Origin of the sequence: Mycolicibacterium austroafricanum, assembly GCF_000612725.1 — a bacterium.
GTDB lineage: Bacteria > Actinomycetota > Actinomycetes > Mycobacteriales > Mycobacteriaceae > Mycobacterium > Mycobacterium austroafricanum.
In genome coordinates this window covers 194871-211523 of sequence record NZ_HG964451.1, presented here as the reverse complement: position 1 = coordinate 211523, position 16653 = coordinate 194871, and the positions used below count along the sequence as shown (strand labels likewise).

The 16653-nt window shown below is 68.4% G+C and carries 21 protein-coding genes; 7 read left to right on the top strand and 14 right to left on the bottom strand.

What is annotated here, in order from left to right; genetic code table 11:
* Positions 1 to 113: 113 nt before the first annotated feature.
* Positions 114 to 998 carry a type IV toxin-antitoxin system AbiEi family antitoxin gene (locus BN976_RS07675; RefSeq protein ID WP_036369702.1) on the top strand — a complete coding sequence of 295 codons (885 nt, stop codon included), beginning with the start codon at positions 114 to 116 and terminating at the stop codon, positions 996 to 998.
* A 573-nt stretch (positions 999 to 1571) separates the two neighbouring features.
* Here BN976_RS07675 and mbp1 read toward each other — a convergent pair.
* Together mbp1 and BN976_RS34580 are read right to left on the bottom strand one after the other, a co-directional pair.
* Positions 1572 to 1808 (bottom strand): microaggregate-binding protein 1, encoded by a 237-nt coding sequence (gene mbp1 / locus BN976_RS07670; RefSeq protein ID WP_036370411.1) that lies wholly within the window; start codon positions 1806 to 1808, stop codon positions 1572 to 1574.
* 188 nt (positions 1809 to 1996) lie between these two features.
* Positions 1997 to 2125 (bottom strand): hypothetical protein, encoded by a 129-nt coding sequence (locus BN976_RS34580; protein ID WP_264000134.1) that lies wholly within the window; start codon positions 2123 to 2125, stop codon positions 1997 to 1999.
* 109 nt (positions 2126 to 2234) lie between these two features.
* On the opposite strand from BN976_RS34580, the gene BN976_RS07665 reads away from it, so the two are divergent.
* On the top strand, positions 2235 to 2669 hold the full coding sequence (locus BN976_RS07665; RefSeq protein WP_036370409.1) for an ATP-binding protein: 435 nt from the start codon (positions 2235 to 2237) through the stop codon (positions 2667 to 2669).
* Positions 2666 to 3454, top strand: coding sequence for an RNA polymerase sigma factor SigF (locus tag BN976_RS07660; RefSeq protein WP_011778914.1), 789 nt, complete (start codon positions 2666 to 2668; stop codon positions 3452 to 3454). The genes BN976_RS07665 and BN976_RS07660 overlap by 4 nt, the downstream gene beginning before the upstream one ends.
* On the opposite strand, the gene BN976_RS07655 is transcribed toward BN976_RS07660, so the two are convergent.
* Complete coding sequence (locus BN976_RS07655; RefSeq protein WP_011778915.1) at positions 3425 to 3868, bottom strand: STAS domain-containing protein; 444 nt, start codon at positions 3866 to 3868, stop codon at positions 3425 to 3427. The two genes, BN976_RS07660 and BN976_RS07655, sit on opposite strands and share 30 nt — an antisense overlap.
* A gap of 249 nt (positions 3869 to 4117) precedes the next feature.
* Here BN976_RS07655 and BN976_RS07650 point away from each other — a divergent pair, with 249 nt between their 5' ends.
* Positions 4118 to 4663, top strand: a complete 546-nt coding sequence (locus BN976_RS07650) for a nucleotidyltransferase family protein (RefSeq protein ID WP_036369700.1) — start codon at positions 4118 to 4120, stop codon at positions 4661 to 4663.
* Between the two features lie 31 nt (positions 4664 to 4694).
* Here BN976_RS07650 and BN976_RS07645 read toward each other — a convergent pair whose 3' ends face one another.
* The 10 genes from BN976_RS07645 to BN976_RS07600 form a co-directional block, all read right to left on the bottom strand.
* Positions 4695 to 5012 carry a hypothetical protein gene (locus BN976_RS07645; protein ID WP_011778917.1) on the bottom strand — a complete coding sequence of 106 codons (318 nt, stop codon included), beginning with the start codon at positions 5010 to 5012 and terminating at the stop codon, positions 4695 to 4697.
* 327 nt (positions 5013 to 5339) lie between these two features.
* Entirely contained in the window at positions 5340 to 7142 is a 1803-nt protein-coding gene (locus BN976_RS07640; RefSeq protein WP_011778918.1) for an acetyl-CoA carboxylase biotin carboxylase subunit, read from the bottom strand.
* Positions 7143 to 7311: 169 nt separating this feature from the next.
* Positions 7312 to 8430, bottom strand: a complete 1119-nt coding sequence (locus BN976_RS07635) for a GGDEF domain-containing protein (protein WP_036370407.1) — start codon at positions 8428 to 8430, stop codon at positions 7312 to 7314.
* A 145-nt stretch (positions 8431 to 8575) separates the two neighbouring features.
* Positions 8576 to 8902: a hypothetical protein gene (locus tag BN976_RS07630; protein ID WP_036369697.1), complete on the bottom strand. Its 327-nt coding sequence runs from the start codon at positions 8900 to 8902 to the stop codon at positions 8576 to 8578.
* A gap of 130 nt (positions 8903 to 9032) precedes the next feature.
* The gene (locus BN976_RS07625) at positions 9033 to 10241 is read right to left on the bottom strand and encodes an EAL domain-containing protein (RefSeq protein WP_036369694.1); all 1209 of its coding nucleotides are present in this window, start codon (positions 10239 to 10241) and stop codon (positions 9033 to 9035) included.
* Between the two features lie 73 nt (positions 10242 to 10314).
* Positions 10315 to 10728: a SufE family protein gene (locus BN976_RS07620; RefSeq protein WP_011778922.1), complete on the bottom strand. Its 414-nt coding sequence runs from the start codon at positions 10726 to 10728 to the stop codon at positions 10315 to 10317.
* Complete coding sequence (locus tag BN976_RS07615) at positions 10725 to 11609, bottom strand: sulfurtransferase (protein WP_036369692.1); 885 nt, start codon at positions 11607 to 11609, stop codon at positions 10725 to 10727. The genes BN976_RS07620 and BN976_RS07615 overlap by 4 nt, the downstream gene beginning before the upstream one ends.
* A gap of 73 nt (positions 11610 to 11682) precedes the next feature.
* Positions 11683 to 12066 carry a type II toxin-antitoxin system death-on-curing family toxin gene (locus tag BN976_RS07610; protein WP_036369683.1) on the bottom strand — a complete coding sequence of 128 codons (384 nt, stop codon included), beginning with the start codon at positions 12064 to 12066 and terminating at the stop codon, positions 11683 to 11685.
* Positions 12063 to 12269 carry a hypothetical protein gene (locus BN976_RS07605; protein ID WP_036369679.1) on the bottom strand — a complete coding sequence of 69 codons (207 nt, stop codon included), beginning with the start codon at positions 12267 to 12269 and terminating at the stop codon, positions 12063 to 12065. Before BN976_RS07605 ends, BN976_RS07610 begins: the two co-directional genes overlap by 4 nt.
* Positions 12270 to 12304: 35 nt before the next feature.
* Complete coding sequence (locus BN976_RS07600) at positions 12305 to 13600, bottom strand: acyltransferase family protein (RefSeq protein WP_036369677.1); 1296 nt, start codon at positions 13598 to 13600, stop codon at positions 12305 to 12307.
* Between the two features lie 324 nt (positions 13601 to 13924).
* Between BN976_RS07600 and BN976_RS07595 the strand changes: the two genes are divergently transcribed.
* From BN976_RS07595 to BN976_RS07585, 3 genes are all read left to right on the top strand, one after another.
* Positions 13925 to 14296, top strand: a complete 372-nt coding sequence (locus BN976_RS07595; RefSeq protein WP_036369675.1) for a hypothetical protein — start codon at positions 13925 to 13927, stop codon at positions 14294 to 14296.
* Between the two features lie 67 nt (positions 14297 to 14363).
* Positions 14364 to 14735: a hypothetical protein gene (locus BN976_RS07590; protein WP_036369673.1), complete on the top strand. Its 372-nt coding sequence runs from the start codon at positions 14364 to 14366 to the stop codon at positions 14733 to 14735.
* Between the two features lie 549 nt (positions 14736 to 15284).
* Positions 15285 to 15647 carry a hypothetical protein gene (locus tag BN976_RS07585; protein WP_234935487.1) on the top strand — a complete coding sequence of 121 codons (363 nt, stop codon included), beginning with the start codon at positions 15285 to 15287 and terminating at the stop codon, positions 15645 to 15647.
* Between the two features lie 53 nt (positions 15648 to 15700).
* Here BN976_RS07585 and BN976_RS07580 read toward each other — a convergent pair whose 3' ends face one another.
* Complete coding sequence (locus tag BN976_RS07580) at positions 15701 to 16330, bottom strand: Maf family protein (RefSeq protein ID WP_036369671.1); 630 nt, start codon at positions 16328 to 16330, stop codon at positions 15701 to 15703.
* Positions 16331 to 16653: the final 323 nt, after the last annotated feature.

Here is a 16653-nt window from a genome sequence, read left to right as displayed (position 1 = left end):
TTAGGCCGCGAGATTGCGCTGAGGGCCGTGGCTGCTCGGTTGTCCACAGCCCTGGCCGCAATCTCGAGGCCTAACGCCGCAACTTGTCTGCGCCGTCGACGAATATCCGCCGCATGGGCAGGGTGTTCATCGGTAGCGAGGCGTTGGCCGCGGGCGCGCTGACGCGGTCGGCATTGCGGTGGAATTACCGCCGCATCTTTCCGGACGTGTACGTGCCCGCCGCGTCCCAATTGTCCTTGCGGGACCGCACGATCGCTGCGTGGCTGTGGTCGGGTCGTGGTGCCGTGATCGCCGGCGCCGCGGCAGCGGCTCTGCACGGCGCCAAATGGGTCGACGCCGAGGTGCCGATCGAATTGATTTGGCGGTGCGGTCGCCCGCCGCCGGGGGTCGTCGTCCGCAACGAGCGGATCGACGGCGACGAGGTCACCGGTATCGCAGGCATGTTGGTGACGACGCCGGAGCGCACCGCGTTCGACCTGGCCCGGCACCTGAGGCGGAACCCGGCGGTGGCACGGCTCGACGCGCTGGCCAACGCGACCGACGTCAAGGCCGTCGACGTGTTGACCCTGGCGCAGCGCTACCCCGGGGCGCGCGGGATGCGCAGGGCCGTCAAGTCGCTGAGTCTGATGGACGGTGGCGCGCAGTCGCCACGGGAGTCCCGGCTGCGGTTGCTTCTTGTCGACACCTGGCTCGATCCGGTGCGGACTCAGATCAAGGTGGGGGAAGGCCGCGACGTGGCCTACCTCGACATGGGCTACGACGAGCCGATGATCGGCCTCGACTACGAGGGTGCCCACCACAACGAGGACCGCAAGACGTACGTGTACGACATCGGCCGCGCCGAGCGCATCGAGAGTCGGGGCTGGATCGACATCAAGGTCGTCAAAGAGCATTCGCCGGAATTCATCCAAGCCCGGGTCACTGAGGCCTTCGCCCGGCGCGGTTACACGCCGAGATTGCGGCCGTTGCCGCGGAAGCGACGGCGGCGACGGCCCTGATGGCAATCTCGCGGCCTAAGCCCAAGCGGCCTAAGCCCGGGTCACTGAGGCCTTCGCCCGGCGCGGTTACACGCCGAGATTGCGGCCACGGCCGCGGAAGCGACGGCGGCCACGGCCCTGAAGGCAATCTCGCGGCCTAAGCCAAAACGCCAACGCCAACGCCCAAGCCCAGGCCCGGGTCAGTGAGGCCTTCGCCCGGCGCGGTTACACGCCGAGATTGCGGCCGTTGCCGCGGAAGCGACGGCGGCGACGGCCCTGATGGCAATCTCGCGGCCTAAGCCCAAGCCGAGGCCGGGTCACTGAGGCCTTTCGCCCGGCGCGGTTACACGCCGAGATTGCGGCCATGGCCGCGGAGGCGACGGCGGCCACGGCCCTGATGGCAATCTCGCGGCCTAAGCCCAAACGCCCACGCCCAAGCCCAGGCCAGTCAAGACCAAGCCAGCCAAGCCCAAGCCAAGCCAACGCCCAAGCCAAGCCAGGCCAGGCCAGGCCAGCCACGCCGAGCAGCGGCCCCACCGCCAAACAACAACGGGCCCAACCGGTTTCCCGGCTGGACCCGTCGAGGAGGAGGCTCTACTGGTTGGCTTCCTGGCGCTTCTCGGCAGCGGCGGCGCCGGCGCGGGCCGACTCGGCCTCGGCTTCCTTCTTGGCGGCGTCCTGCTGCGCGTCGGCCTTGTCCTGCTGGGCCTTGCCCTCGCGGACCATGTCGTCACGACCCGTGACGGTACCGACCGTTTCCTTGGCCTTACCCTTCACGTCCTCGACGATGCCCTTGATGCCTTCTTCGGGGCCACTGTTCTTCTCGGTCATGATTGCCTTTCGCTCGATCGGTGAATGGGGCTTCGGTGCCCCTTCGGTGAGCCACTCCAAGGCTTCCCGGCCCGATCGAGCGCTAAACGGTGACCGGAACCACGCTCAACCGCAACGCGCAGAGGGTTTGGCCGACACCGCTGGTGGGGTATGACAGCGGCACCATGAAGACAACCCGAGCGGCCGCGTCACTGCATCATCGGCGCCAAGATCAGGAATGCGGCGGTATAAAGCGCCACGCCCGCCAGCAGAAGGACCGCGAGAACGATCCCCACGATCACCAGGATGCGGCGCAACGGGTCGGTGTTCTGGTCCATGGTCCTCGGTTACCCCGCACCGGTCGGCAGCTAACGGAAGCCCGGAGCGTCCATGGATAACGGCCGATCAGGCTGGGGTAATCTCGCTGGGAAGCTTTTGGGAGGTCAGATGGCCGATGTTGCGAGCCACATCAACGGGCGGCGTCAAGGCGCGCAGTCGGTAGAACTGCGCGTCGCGGCAACGCTGGAGAATCTGGCGGTGCTGCGCACGCTGGTGGCCGCGATCGGCACCTTCGAAGATCTCGATTTCGACGCCGTCGCCGATCTGCGGCTGGCTGTCGACGAGGCATGCACCCGGCTGATCCGGTCCGCGGTGCCCGACTCCACCCTGCTGGTGGTGGTGGACCCGCAGCCCGACGCGCTGGTGGTGCACGCGTCGACGACCTGCGACAGCACCGACATCCTGGCGCCGGGCAGCTTCAGCTGGCATGTGCTGAGTTCGCTGACCGATGACGTCAAGACGTTCTCAGACGGCCGGTCGGTGGGTGACGGTGAGGTCTTCGGCATCTCCATGACGACAAGGCGAGCGAGTTCGTTGCAGTGACCCGGTCGTCGTCCCAGGGTTCGTCGTCACGATCGGGCTCGGAGTACGCGGACGTTGCCCCGATGTTCCGCGAGCTGGCCGAGCTCGAGGAGGGGACGGCGGCGTTTCAGCGTCAGCGTGACCGCATCGTGGAGCGCTGCCTGCCGTTGGCCGATCACATCGCCCGCCGTTTCGACGGCCGCGGCGAGCCGCGTGACGACCTCGTTCAGGTCGCACGCGTCGGGCTGGTCAACGCCGTGATCCGGTTCGATGTCAACGCCGGTTCGGATTTCGTGTCGTTCGCGGTGCCGACCATCATGGGTGAGGTTCGCAGGCACTTCCGTGACAACAGCTGGTCGGTGAAGGTGCCGCGCCGGCTCAAGGAGCTGCATCTGCGGCTGGGCGCGGCGACGGCCGAGCTGTCGCAGCGGCTGGGGCGGGCGCCGACGGCCACCGAGCTGGCCGCCGAGCTGGAGATGGACCGCGACGAGGTGGTCGAGGGCCTGGTCGCGGGCAGCTCCTACAACACGTTGTCTATCGACAGCGGCGGCAGCGGCAACGAGGATGCGCCCGCGATCGCCGACACGCTCGGCGACGTCGACCTGTCCCTGGATCAGATCGAGAACCGCGAGGCGCTGCGGCCGCTGCTGGCGGCGCTGCCCGAGCGCGAACGCACCGTGCTGGCGCTGCGGTTCTTCGAGTCGATGACGCAGACTCAGATCGCCGAGCGGGTCGGCATCTCGCAGATGCACGTGTCCCGGCTGCTGGCCAAGTCCCTAGCGCGACTCCGCGACCAGTTGGAGTGAGCGCGGAGGCTCCTGCTGTACCACGGTGAGCGCGGTGGGCACGTCGGCGCACGTCGGCAACGCGTGGTCCGGGTCGCAGATGCGCAGCAGGCGGTCGACGGCCTTGCTGGGCACCAGCGCCCACCGGATGTCCTCGCTGACGCATTGCACGTTGAGCGTGTGCAGCGCCGAGAAGCCGGCGGTGGAGAAGAACGTCAACCCGGAGAGGTCGACGACGAGCCAGTGCGCTCTGTCGGAATGGCGAAGCGCGTAGCCGACGAAGTCGATGCCGTTGGCCGCGTCGAGCTCGCCGAGTCCGGACACGATCGCCGTGTCCGGTTGCGGCCAGCGCGTTTCGAAGCGCGCCGTGTGGCAGACGACGTTGTCGGAGACGGGGGCCGGCGGCGCCGGGTGTTGATCTGGGACGTGAGGCACGGTTGGGCTCCAATCTGGAGTGCGGATTTCGTGCTGGGGTTCACGTCAAGTGGGCCCTAGATTCTCAAAGCCTGCGTGACCGTTCGGTCGCGTGTGACGATGACGTTTCCAAAGGCTGTGAATTCAACCTGTTCGCCACCCTACGCCCCTGCGATGATCGTGGACAACGATTGATGGAGGTTATTAACAAATCCTCAGCCGAGCCTGACGCCCGCGTCATCAGTTATCGAGAGTAGGGCCAAAGCTACTGTGACACAGGAACTTTCGACGGGGGTGGTGCTCGCCGCCGGTGCGGGCACCCGGTTCGGGATGCCGAAGGTGCTGGCCGGTGACGGCGACTGGTTGCGTCGTAGCGTCGCCGCGCTGCACGACGGCGGCTGCGGCGACGTGGTGGTGGTGCTGGGCGCCGCGGTCGTCGACGTCCCCGCTCCCGCGCGTGCCGTGTTGGCCGCCGACTGGGCCGACGGGCTCAGCGCGTCGGTGCGCGCCGGGGTCCGTGCGGCAGGCGATGCTGCGGATTTCGTTGTGCTCACCACCGTCGACACCCCGGACGTGGGGGCGGCGGCGGTGCGGCGGGTGCTGGCGGCGGCACGCACGTCGACGTCCGGCCTGGCCCGCGCCTACTACGACGGGCGCCCCGGGCATCCGGTGGTCATCGCGCGCAGGCACTGGCCTGCTCTGCTGGACGCGCTGACCGGCGACGTCGGCGCGGGGCCGTTTCTCGTCGGGCGCGACGACGTCGTCGCGGTGGAATGCGCGGATCTGGGCAGCGGACGCGACATCGACGCCCGCTGACGGGCGAACCCGGCGCAGGAGTGGGGGAGGGTCAGCCGAGCATCGCCGCGGCGAAGCGCTCGACGGCTTCCGTCCCGGTCCGGGCGGCCTGCTCGTGCCCGGGGCGCGCGCGGGTGGCGATCGCCCCGGTCGACGGGTCCAGCGTCACCTCGGCGAGCAGCTCACCGGTCGTCGGCTCGCACACCGCCCAGGAGTACAGCGTCTCCGAAGACCATTGCGCGGCAAGGTGATCGACGTAGTCGGCACGATGCTCGCCGAGGTCGGCGAGCGCGGGCCGGTCGTCGACGCGGTCGTCGGCGCGCAGCCCGCGGAGATACCAGGCGCCGGCGTTGATCTCGACGGGTTCCACCGGGACAGCTTGCCATGCCGCGGAAAGACCGCGGAAAGACCGCGGAAAGACCGCCGGAAAGGCCGCGGAAAGGCCGCGGAAAGGCCGCGGAAAGGCCGCGGAAAGACCGCGAAAGGCCGCGGAAAGACCGCGAAAGACCGCGAAAGACCGCGGGAAGGGCGCGGCCCCGCTCCCGTGGCAGTCGCCGTGGCAGCGGGGCCGGTCCCACCCCTCGTTCGTGGGTTCTGGGGCAGACCCTAGCGAACGCGGCGCCACCGCATGGTTCTTTGACCGATGCAACAAAAAACGGGGCGTCATCGCAAAGATGACGCCCCGTTTTCGGGAAAGCTATTCGGCGCTCTTGAGCTCGCAGACCACGGTGCCCTGGGTGATGGCCGCGCCCGCCTCGACGGACAGGCCGGTCACCACACCGTCCTTGTGCGCGGTCACCGGGTTCTCCATCTTCATGGCCTCCAGCACCACCACGAGGTCGCCGGCCGCCACGGTCTGGCCCTCTTCGACGGCCACCTTGACGACGGTGCCCTGCATCGGAGCCGTCACCGCGTCACCGGAGGCCGCGGTGGCGCCGCCGCCGCCACGCTTGCGCGGCTTGGGCTTCTTGCGCAGGGCGCCGTGTGCGGGCGCGCCGCCGCCGCCGAGCGCGAGGTCGCCGGGCAGCGACACCTCGAGGCGACGGCCGCCGACCTCGACCACGACGGTCTGGCGGGGGATGGTGTCTTCCTCGTCGATCGGGTCACCGCCGGTGAACGGCTCGACAGTGTTGTCCCACTCGGTCTCGATCCAGCGGGTGTGCACGTCGAACTTCTCGCCGTCACCGATGAACGCGGGGTCGGCGACCACGGCGCGGTGGAACGGGATGACGGTCGCCAGGCCCTCGACGTTGAACTCGGCCAGGGCGCGCCGCGAGCGGGCCAGGGCCTCGTCTCGGGTGGCGCCGGTGACGATCAGCTTGGCCAGCATCGAGTCGAACTGCCCGCCGATGACGGAGCCCGTCTCGACGCCGGAGTCCATCCGCACGCCGGGGCCGGTGGGGGCCTCGAACTTCGAGACCGGGCCGGGGGCGGGCAGGAAGCCGCGGCCGGCGTCTTCGCCGTTGATGCGGAATTCGAAGGAGTGGCCGCGCGGGGTGGGGTCCTCGGTGATGTCGAGGGCTTCCCCGTTGGCGATCTTGAACTGCTGCAGCACCAGGTCGATGCCGGAGGTCTCCTCGGTGACCGGGTGTTCCACCTGCAGGCGGGTGTTGACCTCGAGGAACGAGATCAGGCCGTCCTGGCCGACCAGGTACTCGACGGTGCCTGCGCCGTAGTAGCCGGCTTCCTTGCAGATCCGCTTGGCGGACTCGTGGATCTCCTTGCGCTGCGCGTCGGTCAGGAACGGCGCGGGCGCCTCCTCGACGAGCTTCTGGAAGCGGCGCTGCAGCGAGCAGTCGCGGGTGCCCGCGACGATGACGTTGCCGTGCATGTCGGCGATGACCTGGGCCTCGACGTGGCGCGGCTTGTCCAGGTAGCGCTCGACGAAGCACTCGCCGCGGCCGAACGCGGCGACGGCCTCACGGGTGGCCGAGTCGAACAGCTCGGGGATTTCCTCGATGGTGCGGGCGACCTTCATGCCGCGGCCGCCGCCGCCGAACGCGGCCTTGATGGCCACGGGCACGCCGTACTCCTTGGCGAAGGCGACGACCTCGTCGGCGTCCTTGACCGGGTCGGGGGTGCCGGGCACCAGCGGGGCCTCGGCGCGCGCGGCGATGTGGCGGGCGGTGACCTTGTCGCCGAGGTCGCGGATGGACTGCGGGCTGGGCCCGATCCAGATCAGCCCGGCGTCGAGGACGGCCTGGGCGAAGTCGGCGTTCTCGGACAGGAATCCGTAGCCGGGGTGGATCGCGTTGGCGCCGGACTTCGCGGCGGCGTCGAGCAGCTTCTCGAACACCAGATACGACTCGGCCGAGGTCTGCCCGCCCAGGGCGAACGCCTCGTCGGCGAGACGGACGTGGGGTGCGTCGGCGTCGGGCTCGGCGTACACCGCCACGCTCTGCAGTCCGGCGTCTTTGGCTGCGCGAATCACCCGGACGGCGATTTCTCCCCGGTTGGCGACAAGCACCTTGGAGATCTTCGAGCTGGCGTGACTGGCCACTGGCGCCTCCTGATGGCGTGGTTCTGTTGGCCGAAAACGGCCATCTCTAAGAAACGTCTTTAAGAATCTATCGGGCAGTTTAAGCGCCAGCACAGCGCCCCCGCCAAGCGGTGCCGGTTACCGCCGAGTAGGGACGGTCCACGTGCGGTTGCGGTACCCAGCCTTGGGTTCACGGTCGCTGCGGCGCGTCTTCGCGGGAGCTGTCCTCGTCACGCCGGCCGGGCGTGTGGTGTCGCACCCCGTTGCCGCCGGCGCGCTTGGCGGTGTACATCGCGACGTCGGCCTGGGCGGTCAGCCAGTGCATCGAGTCGACGATGTTGCCCGCGTCGAGCGCGTCGACCGCGATGCTGGCGGTGCCGACGCTCGTCGTCAGGCCGTACGGCGTGAAGGTGACCGCCTCCCTGGCCCGCTCGCCGAGGTCTTCGGGCACCGCGGCGGTGACGACGTCGGCGATCAGGAATTCCTCGCCGCCGACACGGCCGATGATCGCCGAGTCCGGCAGGTTGGCGGTGAGGGCCTGGGCGACGGACACCAGCGCGTCGTCGCCTGCGCTGTGCCCCAGGGTGTCGTTGAGCACCTTGAACCGGTCCAGGTCGAGCATCGCGAAGGCCAGGTAGCCGCCGCTGCGCTGGCCGTCGAGCACCGCGGCGACCACGGCGCGCTGGAAGGAGCGACGGTTGAGCAGGCCGGTGAGCGGGTCGCGGTCGGACTTGATCAGGTCGATGCCCAGCGCGTGCACCATGATCTGGATGGCCAGCGGAACACCGGCGTTGAGTTCGACGACGAGGAACAGCATCGACACGGCCAGCACCGCCTGGCCGTCGGCGACGAGCCGCGGCACGTGCACCGCGGCCACGGCCAGCGCGACCACGAGGTTGGCGGTCACCAGCCGGGCCGAGTGGAAGAACGCCAGATAGCCGCCGGACACGGCCAGCGCCGCGCTGGCCATCAGCCCGATCGCGGGGTCGGCGGCGGTGAAGCTGCCGAGGGCGATGCAGACGCAGATGGTCAGGGCGAACCCGATGGACTGGTTGCGGGTGGGCCAGCGCGACAGCCACAGCACCAGGTACGCCAGGCCGGCCGCGCCGGCGACCACCCCGAGCGCGAGGAGCAGGGCGTGGCTGGTCGCGGCCGGGCCCCACAGCGCGTTGGCGGGCACCAGGACGCCTGAGGCGGCGATGACGGCCATGAAGATCTGCGCTGGGCGGGTGAAACCGCGGGCATGCATGTAACTGGACAGCCAGTCGTACTGGTCTGGCTGTCGCCACCAGCGCCCAATCGCGCCCACCGAGCCCCCGCTCAGGTCATCGAACCGACCAACCCCGGTGCCTTCCATACGGATTGCGGGGTTTGCTCAAGCGTAGTGGCAGCTACACCCGGTCGGGCGCAGAAGGTGAATTCGGTTCGCTAGGCGGACAGTGGGCGGGGGCCACTCACCAGCTGCCCATGCCGGGGCCGGGCTTCCAGCCCGGGTGGAACGGCCGGGCGCGGGTGCCGGGAATCCGGTCCGGGACGGCCTTCTTCGAGTCTTTGATTTCGCCCTGGGCAAGGATGACGCCGTCGGGGCCGCGGACCTCGCCGAACGTCGCGTCGCCGGACACCGATCCGGCCTGGCGGCTGCTGACGGTGCGGTCGACGCCGATCTCGTCGGCCGACGCGGTAGCCGACGACAGTACGGCGAGCGCGGCCGGCGCCGCGAACACGGCGCTCCATGCCACGAGTTTGCGTGCGCGAGCGCGCCTGCTGGTGGTCTTCGGCATCCGGGCCCCTCCCTGAACACCCCGTGGTGGGGGTGCTGTCGAGACCTGGATGTGGTCGAGCGCAACCGGCGGAGCCGACCGCGCCAGGCCGTTCGCGGTCACTGGCGATATCGCGTGCGGGGCGGAAGCGTTACGCGCCGGGCAGCCGGTCGAGCAGGCTGCGGGCGGCGGTCGCCACGCGTTCGCGGTCGAAGGTGATGACGACCTCGAAGCGCCGGTCCGTGCCGGGAAGCTCGCGGGCGATCAGGCCGACGCAGTTGTCGGAGCCGATGACGACGATGATCCACTCCTTCGCGAGCGGATCCGCGGGATCCAGCGGCACCCCGCGGATTCCGGATCCGAGATCCTCGGGGATGTCCACGCCGAACACCGCCACCAGCGGCGAGCGTTCGGCGATCGCGGTGTACATGGCGCTTGTCGCGGACTGGAAGAAGTCGTGCTTCTGCACGGTGGTCAGCACGATCGGCGGGCTGTCGGCGGTGATGGTGCGGCGCTCGAGGTGCCGGGACAGCTCCAGCAGGTTCCGTTTGCGCACGACGCGGCGCGCAATGCCTGCTGTCGACGCCTCGAAGACCGAGCGCGTGCCGGGTTTCGCGGGCGAGGCCGCAGAGGTGGGCAGCCGTACGTGGGCGGGCTCGGCGGCGCGCGCTCCGCGGTAGCCGAACAGGTAGCCCTGGCCCAGCGTGGCGCCGTAGGCCAGGGCCTGCTCGAGGTGCGCGTCGTTTTCGATGCCCTCGGCGAGAATCGTTGCGCCCGTGCGTTCTTGGTGGGCCAGGACGGCGGCGATGGTGCGGGCCTGGTGTTGGTCGGCCTGAGCCTGGATCATCGCGAGGTCGAGCTTGAGGATGTCCGGGGCGACGATGTCGAGCACGGCCAGTGAGTCCCGGTGCGCGCCGATGTCGTCGAGGGCGATCGCGAAGCCGTGCGAGCGCAGCGCCGCCACCTTGCGCAGCATGGCCTGGGGGTTGGCCAGCAGTCCGCGTTCGGTCAGCTCGAAGACGACGCGGAATTTGTCGGCGGCTGCGGCCAGCGCCGCGTCGCAGGACGGGTCGGCGAGTGCGGTGGCGGGTTCGCAGTTGAGCAGCAGCAGCATCCCGTCGGTGGACGGGCCGTCCAGCGCGCCGCGCGCGGCGGCGCCGATGCATTCGCAGTCGAGCAGGTCGAGGGTGCCGATCCGCTGCGCGCGATCGAAGACCTCCTCCGGGTTCATGCCGTTCAGGGCCGGCCAGCGGGCGAGTGCCTCGTATCCGACGACGGTCTCGCCGGGAAGGGAGACCACGCTCTGGAAGACGGGGACGAGCCCGGCGCCGGTCGCGGCGTCATCGAGATGGTCCGTCATCGCCAGCCCTACTACGAGTCGGGGAGGGTTGCTCCAATGCGACGATGGTAGGCGTTCAGTCGGGCCTAAAAGGCTATTTCAAGCGGTTTTTGATGCGGGCGAGCATCGCCGACATGCCGCGCAACCTTAGCGGGCTGATCAGTTTGGCCAGTCCGAGGTCGGTGTAGAAGTCGTCGGGTACGGCGAGGATGTCCTCGGCGGACTGCCCGTCGAGGCCGGTGGCCAGGATCGCGGCGAATCCGCGGGTGGTGGGCGCCTCGGCGGGTGCGCTGAAGTACAGCCGCACGTGTGCGCGGTCGTCGGCGTCGACGTGCAGGAACAGCGGCGACTGGCATTCGGGCACCGGTTCCATCGCGGCCTCTTCGAGCTCGTCGGGCAGCGGTGGCAGCTCGCCGGCGAACTCCAGCAGCAGCGCCAGCTTGTCTTGTCCCTCAACCTCTTTGAAGTCGGAGACCACTTCGGCCAGCGGCGCCGGCATGGCGCTCATGCGGTGCCGGGCTCTTCCCCGACCGCGACGGGCACCCGCACCGCGTTGCCCCATTCGGTCCAGGAGCCGTCGTAGTTGCGTACGCCGGGCTTTCCGAGCAGGTGGGTGAGTACGAACCAGGTGTGGCTGGAGCGCTCGCCGATGCGGCAGTACACGACGGTCTTGTCCTCGGGCTTGAGGAAGCCGTACAGCTCCTCCAGCTCGGCGCGGCTGCGGAACTTGCCGTTGTCCAGGGCGGCCTTGGCCCACGGGATGGACACCGCGGTGGGGATATGGCCGCCGCGCAGCGCGCCCTCTTCGGGGTAGTCGGGCATGTGGGTGCGTTCGCCGGTGTACTCCTGCGGGGAGCGCACGTCGATCAGCGGCTGCGTGCCGAGGATGGCGAGGACGTCGTCCTTGTAGGCGCGGATCGGGGCGTCATCGCGTTCGACGACGGGGTAGCCGGTGGTCTGCTTGCTCGGCACATCGAGGGTGGTGTCGCGGCCGTCGGAGATCCACAGGTTGCGGCCGCCGTCGAGCAGGCGGACGTCGGGGTGGCCGAACAGCGTGAAGACCCACAGCGCGTAGGCGGCCCACCAGTTGCTCTTGTCGCCGTAGATGACGACGGTGTCGTCGCGGGAGATGCCCTTGCGGTTCATCAGGTCGGCGAACTGCTCGCCGGTGATGTAGTCGCGCACGTGGGGGTCGTTGAGGTCGGTGTGCCAGTCGATCTTGACGGCGCCGGGGATGTGGCCCGTGTCGTAGAGCAGCACGTCCTCGTCGGACTCCACGATGGCCAGACCGGGCCGGCCGAGGTTGCCCGACAGCCAGTCGGCGGTGACGAGCCGTTCCGGGTGGGCGTAGGACTGCAGGGCGGGGCTGGGGTCAGCGGGTAGCGGCACGTGGACGAGCCTACCGGGGAGGTGGGGCCTGGTTTTGGCCGACGGCGTGTCCAATTTTTCAGCGTTGTCGACGTCAGTCCGTGGGATGGCTCCATGTCCGCAGTTGCTCGGCGATTGCCTCCAGGTCGCTGATCGTTCCCGCCGTCACGCCGATGACGAAGTCGAACCGGTCGTCCTCCGGCGCGTTGATCCGTAAGCCGTTGAGAGCAAGAAAGGTCCGGCACGCAGTCCACGCGAGCCGTTTGTTTCCGTCGACCAGCGCATGATTGCGCGCCAACGAATGCACCAGTGCAGCAGCTTTTCCGAACAGCTCCGGGTAGGCGTCTTCGCCGAGTACCGACGTGCGGGGCCGCGCCTGTGCCGACTCAAGCAGGCCGTAGTCCCTGACGGACACGTCGGGCCCGACGGCCGCGCGTGCGATCTCCAGTAGGTCCTCGAGGTCGAGGTATTCGATCACGCGTCCTTCAGGCGTTCCAGGAGACCGGCTTCCTCACGCAGCACCCGCCGCAGCGCCGTCGCGACGCGCGCCTTGTGGGCGTGCCGATCGATGTACTCGTCGATGGCCGACAGGGCAACCGCCTGCATCGAGCGCCCCTCGGCGGCGGCCTGACGACGCAGCGCTTCTGCCTGTTCGTCGCTGGGGCGCAGGGTCATTCCCATGAACGAAAATGATACCGGTGTGATACCACGGCGGCCTAGGGGCTGACGCTGGTCGTGTCCGTCTGCGCAGGGGCTGTGTGGTGAAGCGCGTCGGGGCCCATCGCGAAGCTGATGACGCTGAGGGTGATCAGGACCAACGCCGCGACGCCGGCGATCTTGGTCGACAGCTCGACGTGAAAGAGGCCGTGCCGCATGTCTTCCCGGGCCTGCCGCAGCGCGTCGAAGCTGGCGTAGCGCAGCGGGTTCTCGACGAAGTGGTGGCACGCGACCGCAAGGCCGAGCGTCAGGGTGAGCACGCTGGCGTAGAAGTGCACGTTCGGCGCCATGACGACGGCGAGCAGCACGATCACCGGCCAGTGCACCAGGTACAGCGCGTAGGAGAGGTCGCCGAGGTAGGTGCTGGCGCGGTTGCGCAGCAGGCCCTGGAAGCCGGGTTCGCGTCCGACGCCGGCGGCGACGACGAGCGCGGTGCCGGCCACCGGCAGCAGCGCCCATGGGGCGGGGAACCCGACCGAGCCGTCGATGAGGAACATGGCGGCGACCACCAGGGCGACGCCCGCCCAGGACAGCACGGGCCGCACCAGGTCGGGGATGCGGGCGAAGGTGCCGACGGCGGTGGCCAGCAGGGCGCCGACGCCGAGTTCCCAGGCGCGGGTGGCGGTGCTGAGGTACGCCCACTCCGGAGACGACGAGGTTTCGTGGAGCGCCCAGCCCAGGGATGCGGCGACGACGACCCCCATCACGACGGCGGTGGTGGTCAGCCACCGGGCATGACTCCATGCGCCGCGCACGGCGATCAGCGTGATCGCGACGATCAGCACCGGCCAGACGAGCAGGAACTGTTCCTCGATCGACAGCGGCCAGTAGTGCAGCAGCGGCGATACCGAATCGATGGTCGCGGGGACGTCGGTGCCGGAGGCGGCGAAATGCCAGTTGGCGACGAAGAAGAACGCGAACAGCGCGTCGAAGGTGATGTCGCGGACCGCGGGTTGCGGGAGGAGGTACGCCGAGGCGACGACGGTGAGCACCAGCACGACGGTGGCGGCCGGGACGATGCGGCGCAGCCGGACTGAGTAGAACTGCGGCAATGACGGGTCACCGTGCTCGGCCGAAGCTTTCAGCAAATTCTCAGTGACGAAGTATCCGGTGATCACGAAGAACACGTCGATGCCGACGAAGCCGCCCTGCGGAACGCCCCACAAGTGGTGGGCGATGACGGCCAGCACGGCGACGGCGCGCAGCCCCTGAATGTCGAGCCGATAGTTTGCTCGTTCTGCACGTCGGCGACGGCGACCCGACGCTTCACGCCATCGATCAACCCGTGTAACCATGCGATCTCCCCCGGGTGGCAATAGTGACTGCGTTGCTTCGGTTTTTCGCTATTCTCCTCGCTTCGCGCGCATCGGCAACACGAAGGTGCGCCACGTCACGCGTGACGATCCAGGAAGTCATCCGAACGTACGACGCTGCGCGCTTCCTGCGCGGTTTCTGTTGATGTACTGGGGATTCGGGCATCGGCGCCGCGGCGGCCCTACTGTGTTCAGTGCACCAACAGAAACGTCCAGCAAAGTCGCAGCGACGGAAACCCCGCCGGGGTGTCCCCGGCGGAATCGGGCTCTGTTGGGCAACTTTCGAGTGACAGCAAGGGGCTGGCAGTGAACAAAGCAATTGTCGGGGCGACGGTGACGACGTGCGCCGTGTTGGCGGGGGCGGTCGCCGCGGCGGGGCCGGCGGCCGCGCACGCCGATGACGCGCAGATCCAGTACAAAGAGCCGAACGCGATGTGGGTGATGCCCAATCTGAAGAACGAGGTGCTGTTCCGGGCGGAGCAGGATGTCGAAGCCGTCGTCGAGCAGCTGCCGCTGACGTTCAAGACCGTGGCCCCCAACCACGAGGCGGTGTACAACCTGGAGGACTGGGTGGTGTGCGGGGAGTCGCCGAAGGCGGGCACCGCGCTGTCGAAGCAGAAGACGAAGTCGGTGACGCTGTTGGTGGAGCGCCCGGGCGGGCAGCACTGCGGCGCGTAGGCACAGCACCCGGCGAATCGTCGTCAATAGCTTTGGCTGTACATCCAGCTACCTCTAAGCTTTTGGCATGGAGCTCAAGGGGTTCAAGAGACAGCAGCGAAAGCTCGCGGTTGCAGCGGCAGCCGCCGGTGTGTTCGCGGCAGGGATCGGCATCAGCGCGCCTATTGCGGCGGCGGCGCCCACCGAGGGGGAGACCTGGACGATGGGCAGCTACCGCGGCGAAGTCCTGCAGCGCGCAATCGATGACGTCATCGCCAATGCCGGCGAGCAGAACGTCCGATTCAACCTCTACAACCGGGACCTGACAAGCCAGGTGATTTACAACTACACCAACTGGGTGGTGTGCGGGCAGGCCCCGCGGGCGGACAGCACCATCGAGGTCGGCGCGAAACCGCGGACGGTGACGTTTGCGTTGGCGCGGCGGTACGTCGGCTGCTAATCGCCGTGGCCGTGGCGTAACCGCGGTTCGCGCTACACCCTGTCAATCGCGCTGTAGCGCGAGTCAACTCATCGTGGGCCACTCCTGGCTTTGAGGCTAGGAGTGGCCCATCGCTTTTGTTCGGGTTGCAGACGTGCCTGATGGCACACCGACTGGCACACCCCGTTATGACGCCGGTGTTTTGCCTGTCCTGCTACCTGGCGTCGACTTTCCTGGTCCGCGGGTGGTGGCTGCCCCCAAGGGTCGGTTGCTGCAGCGTGGGGTAACGGCCCATTCAGGCCGTGGCAAACCAGAATGCCAGCGCACTGCGCGTCTCGCCGCGCCTAGCGCTCGCCGTGGCAGGCGTTATCCGCTCATAGTAGTTTCGATCGAAAATACCTGGTAGAGCCTGCATTTTTCCCGCATCCCCCGCGCGCCTCGGGTAGCAGTTGTGGTTGACACCACATCCCTGCGGTGGGATGCTGTCAGCTAACGCAATCTGGGGGAAGGGGTGCGGGGGATATGTCAACAATCACCGCAAAACTGTCGAACGCTGGAACCAGGCTTCAAGTGGGGACCGCGGCATGCGCGGTGGCTGCCGCTGCGGTGCTGACGCCTGCGGTAGCCGCTCAGGCCGATCTCACACTGCCCGCGCCCACGGCGCCCGCTTTGTCCGAGATCGCGTTGGCGCCGGCGCTCACCTCGGTGGGTATCGCCCAGCAGGGCTCGTGGATCTGGTTCGGGCCGACCAAGGATGACGGGCCGACCTACAACCCGGTCGTCGAGTTCTTTCCGCTGGCTTTGGTCCCGAACTTCCTGAAGCCGTTCTTCTCGTGGTTCGCGAACATCAACTTCACCGCGTGCTTCTTCGGCCTCAATGCCCGGATCGGGCCGTACGGCAGCTTGTCGGTCGGGTTCAGCCGAGGCTGCTGAGTTCGTTCGCAGAGGGGACTGCCCGCCGGGGCAGTCCCTTTCTGTATGTGCAGCTACCGCTGCCAGAGATCCGAGATGGACAGCCCGGTGCGGCGCACCAGCCGGTGCACCAGCGGCAGGCTGAGGCCGATGACATTGGATGGGTCGCCCTCGATGCGGTCGACGAACCATCCGCCGAGCCCGTCCAGCGTGAACGCGCCCGCGACGTGCAGCGGTTCGCCGCTGTCGATGTAGCGGGCGATCTCGTCCTCGGTGGGTTCGCCGAAGTGGACCTTGGTACTGCGGGTGTCGGCCTCGGTGTGGGTGATGACGCCACCGGTGATGCGCAGCAGCGCATGCCCGGTGAGCAGATGGCCCGCCGAGCCGGCCATCGACTTCCATTGCGCCCCAGCGGCTTCCGCGGAACCCGGCTTTCCCCGCAACGTGCCGTCGAGGAACAGCATCGAATCGCAGCCGATCACCACGCAGTCGGCGAGCAGCTCGTCCGGCAGTTCCGCGGCGACGCTGAGCGCCTTGGCGGTGGCGAGCTTGGCCACCACCGCCTCCGGCGGGAGATCCGGGTCCAGCGCGGCGAGCAACGCGTCCTCGTCGACGGCGGACACGATCACCTGCGGGTCGATGCCGGCCTGGCGCAGCACGCCCAGCCGGCCTTTGGATGCCGACGCCAGCACCACCCGCGTCATCGCTTCTCCTCGCTGATCACCTCGCGACTCTATCGGTGCCTGAAGATGCGGCGTGTTAAGCGCTGGTAGACCCGTCCCGCCCGTATGTCTCGACATCGACGGGATGGTCGAATCTCCTTGACTCAGGAAACAGATTAATTGTTGGTTTCGCGGGATTAACATTCGGATTCACCGCGGCGAGTTCCGGCCCGATATAGCGCTTTCCAGCCGGGGCGTATCGCCGCAGAAGCGCTATCGGTGCTGGTAGAGCCGCATGATTGGCAATTTCGTGACGCGGGTCACCGTCCCGAATTCTGCTTTTGACACCCGATTTGGGGTCTGCG